Source organism: Nostoc sp. NMS4 (genome assembly GCF_017115095.1).
In the GTDB taxonomy this organism is placed as follows: Bacteria; Cyanobacteriota; Cyanobacteriia; order Cyanobacteriales; family Nostocaceae; genus Nostoc.
Genome location: NZ_JABXKI010000434.1, coordinates 1 through 9,939, shown reverse-complemented (window position 1 = coordinate 9,939; position 9,939 = coordinate 1). Strand labels below are relative to the sequence as shown.

Sequence of the window (9,939 nt, the reverse complement as noted above, 5' to 3'; positions counted from 1 at the left end):
TGAGTTTGTAATTAAGATTCCCCTGATCCAAAATACCTCAGCATAATTCGTAATTGATAATACTCGCCTCTGGCGAAAAGCAAGCTACGTAATTCGTAATTTTAAAACCTTTAGGGACTTCCAACAAATAAATTATTCAATCTTGTGGGGTGGGCATCTTGCCCGCCCACAGCCTAAGGCGGGCAAGATGCCCACCCCACAAAGAATAGTTGAGTATTTTTTTATTTGGAAGTCCCTTATCCGGTGAGTAAAAAAAGTATTTCTGCTGCCAACAGCTACTTTCCTTCTAAAAGTAGTAATTACGAATTACGAATTACGAATTATCTAAATGCTTCCACTTCTTCAGGAACCTTGATTTGGTCGAGAATTCGCCAAATTTCCTGTAACATCGGCTCTAACCCGGTGCGAGTAACCGCAGAAATTACAAAAACCGGGGCGTAGGAGAGATGATTAAGTTGGGTGGCTAACGCCTCCAAATCGACAGTTTCCCGATCGACTGCATCAATTTTATTCAGTGCCAAAATTTGCGGACGTTCTGCTAAACCCCGTCCATAAGCTTGTAATTCTTCCTTAATTGTGTTATAATCTCTAACCACATCATCACTAGTGGCATCAATTAAGTGAAGTAGTACCCGCGTGCGCTCAATGTGGCGCAAGAAATCATGTCCCAAACCTGCCCCATGAGCGGCTCCCTCAATTAGTCCGGGAATATCGGCGAAAACAGTACCGTCGCCAGTCGGTTTCCGCACTACACCCAAATTTGGAATCAGGGTAGTGAAGGGATAGTCTGCGATTTTCGGACGTGCAGCTGATAAAGATGAAATTAAAGTGGATTTACCAGCATTTGGTAAGCCAATAATCCCCACTTCTGCTAAAAGTTTTAACTCTAGGCGCAGCTGCTTTATTTCCCCTGGTAATCCTGGGAGGGCGTATTCTGGGGCGCGGTTACGGTTACTCAAGAAATGCTGATTTCCCAGTCCGCCTTTACCACCTTGGGCAATCAGCAAACTCTGTTTAGGCTCAATTAAATCCCCCAGCAGTTCGCCAGTTTCAGCATCATAAATGGTTGTACCGCAGGGAACTTCGATAATTAAATCCTTTCCTGCTGCTCCAGTGCAGTTATTTGGCCCGCCACGAGTACCCTTTTCTGCCTGAAAGCGATGGTTGTATCTGAAGTCCAACAAAGTTTGGAGGTTTTCTTCGGCAACGAAAAATACCGAGCCACCCCGTCCTCCATTACCACCAGAGGGACCACCAGTCGGCACGTACTTCTCTCGCCGGAAAGCGACAATACCATCGCCACCTTTACCAGCTTCAATTTCAATTTTTGCTTGATCGATAAATTGCATCTTTCTATAGTCCTGTTGGCGGATAGCTAGGGTTTAACCCGTGCTAAGTTATGTGTTGCGAGTTATAGGGGAGTTATAAATTATAAGTTTTTATAAGTTTTAAAATCTTATTCCTCACTTTATTACTTGTAACTCATACTGCCTAGTTCTCTGCTGCTTTTGCTCAAGATATGGCAATATATAAAGTTGTAGCTAACCGTCTACGTAGAGGTTTAAAGTGGATACCATTGCAATTCCTGCTCTGAATCGGCCAGTGGATGCCACGGTAGAAATTCCCGGTTCTAAAAGTCTTACCAATCGGGCGTTACTTGTCGCTGCTTTGGCGCAAGGTGACTCAATTTTAGAAAATGCCTTATTTAGTGAAGATAGCGAATATTTTGCCAAATGCGTTGAGCAGTTGGGCATTCCCATTTCTTTGAATCCTCAGCTGGAACAGATTAAAGTGGCGGGAAGGGGAGGCGACATTCCAGCTAAACAGGCTGATTTATTTGTGGGTTTGGCAGGTACAGCAGCACGGTTTATTTCGGCGCTGGTGGCATTGGGTAATGGCGAATATCGCTTAGATGGTGTTCCCCGGATGCGAGAACGACCGATGGGCGACTTGTTGACGGTGCTGCAAACGGGTGGTGCAACCGTTAACTTTGAGGGAAACTCCGGGTTTATGCCCTACACCATCTATAGTCGGCAATTCGCTGGCGGCAATTTTCGGTTAAAGGCTAACCAAACAAGTCAGCAACTTTCGGCACTGCTGATGATTGCGCCTTATGCTCAACAAGACACAATTGTTGAGGTTGAAGGGACGCTGGTTTCTCAGTCTTACGTCAAAATGACCTGTCGTCTGATGGCAGATTTTGGCGTGGAGGTGATTCAAATTAGCGATCGCCAATTTAAAATCAAAGCAGGTCAACGTTACCAAGCTCAACATTATACAGTAGAACCCGATGCATCAAATGCTTCTTACTTTTTTGCCGCCGCTGCCGTTACGGGTGGACGGGTGCGGGTAAAACATTTGACGAAACAATCCTGTCAGGGTGATATTCTCTGGCTGAATGTTTTAGAACAGATGGGTTGCCAAATAAAGGATGGGGATGATTACACCGAAGTGACGGGGCCGAAGCAATTGCAAGGCATCGATATTGATATGAATGATATCTCGGATTTAGTGCAAACATTAGGAGCGATCGCGCCTTTTGCCAGTTCACCGATTACCATTCGGAACGTGGAACATATTCGATATAAGGAAACTGACCGAATTAAAGCTGTTGTTACAGAGTTGCGGCGGCTAGGTGTTGAGGTTGAAGAATTTGCAGATAGACTAAAAATTCAACCTGGCCCCGTTACCCCGGCGGCGATTGAAACCTATCACGATCATCGAATGGCGATGGCTTTTGCTGTCACTGGTTTGAAGGTTCCAGGCATTGTAATTAAAGATCCTGGTTGTACAGCCAAAACTTTTCCAGATTACTTTACCCGATTCTTTCAAATGTTGGAGCAATAAGAGCCAGCCAGAGCAATAAGAGCCAGCCAGAGCCAGCCAGGGATTGTAAATCCCTGTCTAATTGCAAAAGTCCATTAAAAATGGACTAAAAACCGAGGAAAATATACAGATGCTTTTTATAACTCTATTTCAACAAATTCATGATTTTCACTCTTTTGGTGCAAGATGTCAATAAACTTACTTTTTCAGTGCCAGAGTTAAGCCATCTGCGATCGCTACTACACTAAGACTAACTCGCTGATCTTGATGCAATTTTTGATTAAAGGCACGAATTCTTTTAGTTCTATTATCTTGCACTTCGGGATTGGCAACCTTGCCCGACCAAAGGACATTATCGATCGCAATCAATCCCCCCGGACGCACTAATTGCAGCGATCGCTCATAATAGTTATCATAGTTGCTCTTATCTGCATCGATGAAGGCAAAATCAAAAGTTTCTGCTTCTTTTGTTGCCAGTAGCCGATCCAAAGTCTGCAAAGCTGGAGCAATGTGCAGTTGAATTTTATCCGCCACTCCTGCTTGCTGCCAATAGCGCCGAGCGATCGTTGTAAACTCTTCACTGATATCACAGGCTACAACTTGACCGTCCGTCGGTAACGCCAATGCCACCACTAGGGAACTATAACCTGTAAATACCCCAATTTCCAAGGTTTTCTTAGCTCCCAACAATTGCACCAATAACGCCAAAAACTGCCCCTGTTCGGGAGCAATCTGCATTCTTCCTATGGGATATTGGGCTGTTTCGTGTCTGAGTCGGGTTAAAATTTCCGGTTCTCGGAGAGAGACTGACAGTAAATAGTCGTAGAGGTTTTGTTCGAGTCCTAATGTTTTAGTTGTCATGGGCATTGGGAATTGCGATCGCTCAGGATATTTTAAAATACTCAAAGGCTTCGATAGATTAACTCGCCCACTTACTTATGTATGGTCTTTTGTAATTATAAATAAGTAATTTCACTGAAGTTTTTTATGAAGAATTCAACAATTTGTCTTTAATACTTTATTTATAGTCTAATTTAATCAAATTTGTGTAAAAAGATTACTGAATCTCTGACGAATAGATTGATGCTAGTGTTCGCCAAGGTTAAGCTAGTAATAATATGAGCAGGAAGACTTTTTGTCCTGATAACTGAAATGACCGCTAATCGTTTATCAATTAGTCAGGAAAATCCCCATTGTGTTACGTCTAACTCTAGACAGCTAGAAGTGCAAACTGCCCAAGAGGAGGTTTATAGCTTCTTTGTGGAAATTGTCAATAAATTACCACCAGAGGATGTTTTACGGGAATTCAAAGGTTTATTTATAGACGGTCTTGATTCAGAAGATTCTGATTATATACCTGGAATATACAGTGTTTTTTTAGATGATAATGAACAGGAATTATATAATACACTTAAGCGGTGTTGTTATATCATAGTTAATAATTGGAAAACTAACCGAAAAGATAAATATATCCAAGACTTAGTTAATTTATTTGTTAATGATAATCTAAAAATTAATGACAATAATCCTCCACTAGTAAAAACTTGTAAAAGTTGGCTAGAGAATTTCGCCAACAGCAAAGATTACAAGGATCTGAAATTATTCGCTACCAAGTATGAAGACTCAGCCAAAGGTCATTGGGCTAATCGCTACACATCCTATTTATTAATCGATCAATCTGTTAATGATAAGAACCCCAAAGAGCAACAAGAGGCTGCGAGAAGGCTTTCTAAACAGATAAAAGACAAATTTAAGTTTGAACTAGCAATGTATATTGCTCGTTCTCAATCTGCCGTCTCCAGCACAGCCCGCTATAAAAATCCCAGTATTCTGGGAGATCAGGCTCTGCGTTTAATCAAAGCAATTGTCTTAAAAAGAGGTCTGTTTAGTCATGATAATATTGCCCATATATTTCTCAAGCAAACGGAAAATCAAACCCTGAAAGAATTTAAAATAAACCTAGAAAAATATCTATTTTTTTCTGTAGAAAATCAAGAATCAGTCGAAAATTGGCGGCAGCAGTTTGCACATAGTTTATCATTATGGAAGACGGATTATAATCAAGAAATTATCACCAAAGAACTATTATTGAGAACCTGTAATCGAGTAATTGATTATTTTACGATAGAAAATGGTAAAGAGCCTTCGCAATTATTTGTCTTATTAATTAACCAAGGTCATGCTCTTACCTTGGTAATTATACTATTAAAGATTATTTTAATTTCTAAAAATTCTCGGAGACATTTAGAAACTCGGATGGCTCATTTGATTCGGTTTTACGAAAAATATTCGGAAGAGGAATGCAAAGGATTAATAAAATTTATTGAGATTTTTAATATCACGTTCGCAATTTATGCAGAAAATGTAGAATATAACTTGATTAAGATGGAAGAAGAAAAACAAACCAGTAATCAGCAATTAAATCTGGATGGTTATCGTGTGTTTTCACAGATGAAAGTAGATAGACAAAAATGAGTTTTGCCTGATTGATTTATGATTTGGCAAGGCGTTCATCTAACCAAGCTAGGGCAGCACCCGCAGTTTCAGCTAGAATACTAATGAGGCGATATAAAGCGATCGCACTAAATACTAAGGCAGCTGGAAAGTGGTGTCGTAAAAGTTCATACGCAGTCGCTTCAAACACACCTAACCCACCAGGCGCACCCGGTATAATAAAACCCAACAACCAAGCGCAACTAAAAGCCCCTAACAACAAAGGAATTTGATTCGCATTCCAGGAACCCAACGCGAACATAGTTAATATAAACCCAGTGGCGCGCAATCCCATAAAGCCCACTTCCCCTAACAAAGGGCGTAAAGGGTAACTTTTAACACTGAAGGGAACGATTGGTTGAGTAGTAGCAGCAGACTTTTTTGCTTTTAAACTGTACAAAAAGCGAATAACTGGGTTCAAAAACCAGGGATGAATTGCACCAAGGACTACAGCTAAACTCAGCAATTGTAGTATTTGGATAACAAGGGTTATATTCGCTGCCGCAAATTGGCTACTGCATAAGACAATGATGATTAAAGCGGCTGCTAGCATGAGTAGGGGTTCTAGCAAAACGCTTAAGGTAGCTGCACCAGTGGGAATATTAGCATTTTTGGCGGCGACAATTCGCCCGTAATGATGCCAGATATTGCCTGGTAAATACTTAGCGATGTTCGTTTTTAGGTAAACTTGGATGAATTGGCGAGATGATACAGGTTGATTTAACTCTTGCAAAATCCAAGTCCAGATCCAGCCAGCCCAAGTATGAGCTAGTAAAGTTACCCCTGTAGCGATCGCCATAATTGCCCATCCTACCCCATCAATGCGGATAGCTGTCACCTCAAGCCAATTATCCTTCAGAGCTTTTCCTAAAAAAAACAGCGTCCCCCCCAAAATTATCCAGCGCAAAAATTGCTTCATGAATTTAGTCATTTAACGGTAGAGCAACAAAGGCTAAATACCTCAAATATTATGGGACATTAGCTATATATCCAAAGCTTTTGAAGTATCAAACAAGTTGATGTAGCTCTTTTGGCAACAACCATATTATTTTAGTTTATATCTTCCTATAGTTAGATAAAATTATTACTTTGGCGCTAATTAAAATGTGACTTGCGCTAGAGGTAAAACTTATTTAATTATTCGTATCATTAATTAAAGTTATTATTCTTTCTGAATGCTTGGGATACAAAATTAATTCCAAATGCTATCCTGGTTGAAGTTTAACTAGTCACAAAAATGCAAGGAGTTAGAACTATGAAAAAAGCAATGACTTGGCTGAAAAATATTCGTCCTTTGAAAGTTTTAACTGTTTTTTTAGCAGGAGTATTTTTATTTATGGCACAGGCTTGTGGTGCTACAGGGGTAGCAGCACAGCCACCACAGTCTGCTTCTCAAGCACCTAATATTGAGCGATCCGATTCTACAAAAGATTATCCTCTGAATTCTCCTGCCGGTGGGATGAATAACTTTAGTGATGTAGATCCCAGAGCGGTAGATGAAAAGGCTGCTAATGACAGAGCTGAAGCGCTAGTAAAAAATGCTCAAAAGAATATTGACCAGAAGGGAATTGATAGTAAAGAGCAATATGGTCGCAATTTTCAGCAAGGTACACCCCTTGGTGAAAGAGTAAAAAACCTGGGTGAAGATATTGGTAGTTCAGCTGATGAATTGCGGGAAGGTCTTGTAAAGGGGACTCAGCGAGGAATTGAAAATATCAAGGGTAATACACAGAATGCTACTGAAGACGTGACAACAAATGTTCAGCGTGGGGCTAAAGAGGCTGGTAAAAATGTTAAGCGCACAGCTGAAGATGCAGGTGATGCAGTGAAGGGAGCAGTCAGAAAGGTTGATTGAAATTAGTCATTCAATCTGTCGCAAAAATATCAAAGCGCCCACACACTTATAGTATAGTCTGGGGCTACTTAAACAAAGTCTGCATACACAGGCTTTGTTTGACTTTTAGATAAGGTTGAATTATCTTAAACTTCATTAATAGATATCTTTAGATGTAAGTTGGGTTGAGCTTTCGCGTTACCCAACATTGATCGGAGTGTTGGGTGTCGTTCCTCAACCCAACCTACAAATACTACAAATACTTCTGCAACAATAACCTTAACTTTTCCTTCGTTGCTGCTGGTGCTTTATCCAACTGAGTCAAAATCGCATACTGCAACGCCGAATGCGCTTCACTGGTTGGCGGATTTTCACTCAAGCGCCGGACAGTTTCTTGAATCACCTTTTGAGCATTCACCGCATTCCGCAGCAAATTGCCAATCACCATCTCCACCGTCACACTATCATGGTCTGGATGCCAACAATCATAATCTGTCACCAGCGCTAAAGTTGAGTAGGCAATTTCCGCTTCCCTTGCCAACTTCGCCTCTGGTAAATTCGTCATCCCAATGATTGTTGCACCCCAACTCCGGTAAAGATTCGATTCAGCCTTCGTGGAAAAAGCTGGCCCTTCCATGCACACATAAGTACCGCCGCGATGGAGAGTCACTTCTGGTAAATTGAGAGATGCGATCGCATCTGCCAACACACTAGCCAAATTCTTACAAATCGGATCGCCAAAGGCAATGTGAGCCACAATTCCCTCACCGAAAAACGTTGAAATCCGATTCTTCGTTCTATCAATAAACTGATCTGGCACTACCATATCCAGTGGTTTCGCCTCTGCTTTCAAGGAACCCACAGCACTAGCTGAAATTAAATACTTTACACCCAATTGCTTCATCGCATAGATATTAGCGCGAAACGGCAACTCAGAGGGTAAAAGCGTGTGATTGCGACCATGACGCGCTAAAAAAGCTACCCGTGTACTATCCAAAGTCCCCAGAATCAAAGCATCAGATGGTGAACCAAAAGGAGTCTCGACTCGCACCTCTTCAACATCTTTGAGGGCATCCATTTTGTAAAGACCGCTACCACCTATAATCCCAATACTAGCTTGAGCCATGATTCTGAACCTGTTCCTTGCCGATCTACTCAGTTATTTTATCGAAAAGGGGAGTAGCAGAAAACAAAGCGATGTCTACGATGAGCTATGCGTAGGCGTAGCCCGTCGTAGACATCGCATTTCGTGCCACTAATACTATTGAATTATTACCGATTAATTATTTGTTTACGTTCTAATAGAAATCATCACCCAGTTATTCGAGTGTTAATTAATAATTTTTAGCAATCAAATTTCCGATAATTTTTGAAGATTAAATAGTTATTATTAACCCTTAAGTCACTTATCACCATAGTGTATAATCGATGCATAATGTATACAAATTGTTAAGTAAACATACTCCTGAGCAGCGAGAGAAAGTAAGGGTTATACTTTTGGGAAAAGGCTTATTTTAAACCCTGCTTTTAACGTTTTCATAAATCAATGACTCTCAATTTTCGTTTCGCGGTAGTCAGCGACTTACACTTGGCACTTCCCCATACAATCTGGGATCATCCGAGCCGATTTCATCTGGTGGAAGTAAGTATCTCAGCATTTAAAAGTGTACTAGAACATTTAACACAACTCGATTTAGATTTCTTGTTATTGCCAGGAGATTTAACCCAGCACGGTGAACCAGAGAACCACGCTTGGTTGCAACAATGTTTAGCCCAGCTACCTTTTCCCGTCTATGTGGTTCCTGGTAATCATGACGTTCCTGTACTGTTGGCCGATCAGCAATCAATTGCTTTTGCAGATTTTCCCTACTATTACACGAAGTTTGGTTATGACGATCCACAGCAGATGTACTACATTCGTCAATTGCTGCCTGGAGTTAAGCTAATTGGACTAAATTCTAACTCCTTTAATGACCAAGGTGAGCAAGTCGGGTGTTTAGATGCCAAACAGCTACGGTGGTTAGAAGAGGTCCTGGCGGCATCTGGTGATGACTTAGTTTTGGTGATGGTGCATCATAATGTGGTGGAGCATTTGCCCAATCAATCGAACCATCCACTAGCAAATCGCTATATGTTGTCCAATTCAGCAGAACTGTTGCAATTGCTGAGGCGCTACGGAGTCAAGCTAGTGTTTACCGGACATTTGCACGTTCAGGATATTGCTTACTCAGATGGAGTATACGATATTACCACTGGTTCATTAGTCAGCTATCCTCACCCTTACCGAGTGCTAGAGTTCCATCGGGATAACCAAGGTAAAGAATCGTTGCAAATTTTATCCCATCGCGTAGAGTCAGTACCTGAGTTCCCCGACTTGCAACAGTCATCAAGGCAGTGGATGGGCGATCGCTCTTTCCCTTTCTTAGTCAAATTACTAACTCACTCTCCATTAAACTTACCATTATCACAGGCAAAAAAATTAGCTCCTGGTTTGCGCGATTTCTGGGCAACCATTGCCGATGGAGATGCAGTCTTAGATTACCCTCATTTTCCCCCAGAAGTACGGCGCTACATTCAAACATATAGTGCATCACAGTCTAACTGTGCGATCGCCACTAATGGAAATTTGACGATGATTGATAATAACAGCACACTTTTGCTGAATAAGAGTTAGGAATTTGGAGTTAGGAGTTAGAAGGTGATTCAATACTCAGCACTCCTGAAGGGCATGGGGAGACAAGGGAGACAAGGGAGACAAGGGGATAAACAAAACTCCTAACTCTTGG

General features: G+C 41.3%; 8 protein-coding genes. 4 read left to right on the top strand and 4 right to left on the bottom strand.

Translation table 11 applies throughout. The features are described 5' to 3' along the window. Positions 1-320 precede the first annotated feature (320 nt). A complete protein-coding gene (gene obgE, locus HWQ37_RS34240) occupies positions 321-1,349 on the bottom strand; it encodes a GTPase ObgE (protein WP_292755789.1) in 1,029 nt (342 codons plus the stop codon). 217 nt (positions 1,350-1,566) lie between these two features. Between obgE and aroA the strand changes: the two genes are divergently transcribed. Then, positions 1,567-2,847 carry a 3-phosphoshikimate 1-carboxyvinyltransferase gene (gene aroA / locus HWQ37_RS34235; RefSeq protein ID WP_292755788.1) on the top strand — a complete coding sequence of 427 codons (1,281 nt, stop codon included), beginning with the start codon at positions 1,567-1,569 and terminating at the stop codon, positions 2,845-2,847. Between the two features lie 177 nt (positions 2,848-3,024). Here the strand turns inward: aroA and HWQ37_RS34230 are convergent, their stop codons facing one another. Continuing rightward, on the bottom strand, positions 3,025-3,687 hold the full coding sequence (locus HWQ37_RS34230; RefSeq protein WP_292755790.1) for a class I SAM-dependent methyltransferase: 663 nt from the start codon (positions 3,685-3,687) through the stop codon (positions 3,025-3,027). A gap of 291 nt (positions 3,688-3,978) precedes the next feature. Between HWQ37_RS34230 and HWQ37_RS34225 the strand changes: the two genes are divergently transcribed. Then, positions 3,979-5,301, top strand: coding sequence for a hypothetical protein (locus tag HWQ37_RS34225; RefSeq protein ID WP_292755787.1), 1,323 nt, complete (start codon positions 3,979-3,981; stop codon positions 5,299-5,301). A 16-nt stretch (positions 5,302-5,317) separates the two neighbouring features. On the opposite strand, the gene HWQ37_RS34220 is transcribed toward HWQ37_RS34225, so the two are convergent. Beyond that, a complete protein-coding gene (locus tag HWQ37_RS34220; RefSeq protein WP_292755786.1) occupies positions 5,318-6,238 on the bottom strand; it encodes a lysylphosphatidylglycerol synthase domain-containing protein in 921 nt (306 codons plus the stop codon). Between the two features lie 336 nt (positions 6,239-6,574). On the opposite strand from HWQ37_RS34220, the gene HWQ37_RS34215 reads away from it, so the two are divergent. Next, positions 6,575-7,174 (top strand): hypothetical protein, encoded by a 600-nt coding sequence (locus HWQ37_RS34215; protein WP_292755784.1) that lies wholly within the window; start codon positions 6,575-6,577, stop codon positions 7,172-7,174. Between the two features lie 232 nt (positions 7,175-7,406). On the opposite strand, the gene HWQ37_RS34210 is transcribed toward HWQ37_RS34215, so the two are convergent. After that, positions 7,407-8,279 (bottom strand): S-methyl-5'-thioadenosine phosphorylase, encoded by an 873-nt coding sequence (locus HWQ37_RS34210; RefSeq protein ID WP_292755782.1) that lies wholly within the window; start codon positions 8,277-8,279, stop codon positions 7,407-7,409. A gap of 420 nt (positions 8,280-8,699) precedes the next feature. Between HWQ37_RS34210 and HWQ37_RS34205 the strand changes: the two genes are divergently transcribed. Further along, positions 8,700-9,827, top strand: coding sequence for a metallophosphoesterase family protein (locus tag HWQ37_RS34205; RefSeq protein WP_292755780.1), 1,128 nt, complete (start codon positions 8,700-8,702; stop codon positions 9,825-9,827). Positions 9,828-9,939: the final 112 nt, after the last annotated feature.

What these genes read in the sequence shown, in the direction of transcription:
- obgE (WP_292755789.1), bottom strand. Translation starts at nt 1,349, where the DNA reads ATGCAATTTATCGATCAAGCAAAAATTGAAATTGAAGCTGGTAAAGGT.
- HWQ37_RS34230 (WP_292755790.1), bottom strand. Translation starts at nt 3,687, where the DNA reads ATGACAACTAAAACATTAGGACTCGAACAAAACCTCTACGACTATTTA.
- HWQ37_RS34225 (WP_292755787.1), top strand. Translation starts at nt 3,979, where the DNA reads ATGACCGCTAATCGTTTATCAATTAGTCAGGAAAATCCCCATTGTGTT.
- HWQ37_RS34220 (WP_292755786.1), bottom strand. Translation starts at nt 6,238, where the DNA reads ATGAAGCAATTTTTGCGCTGGATAATTTTGGGGGGGACGCTGTTTTTT.
- HWQ37_RS34215 (WP_292755784.1), top strand. Translation starts at nt 6,575, where the DNA reads ATGAAAAAAGCAATGACTTGGCTGAAAAATATTCGTCCTTTGAAAGTT.
- HWQ37_RS34210 (WP_292755782.1), bottom strand. Translation starts at nt 8,279, where the DNA reads ATGGCTCAAGCTAGTATTGGGATTATAGGTGGTAGCGGTCTTTACAAA.
- HWQ37_RS34205 (WP_292755780.1), top strand. Translation starts at nt 8,700, where the DNA reads ATGACTCTCAATTTTCGTTTCGCGGTAGTCAGCGACTTACACTTGGCA.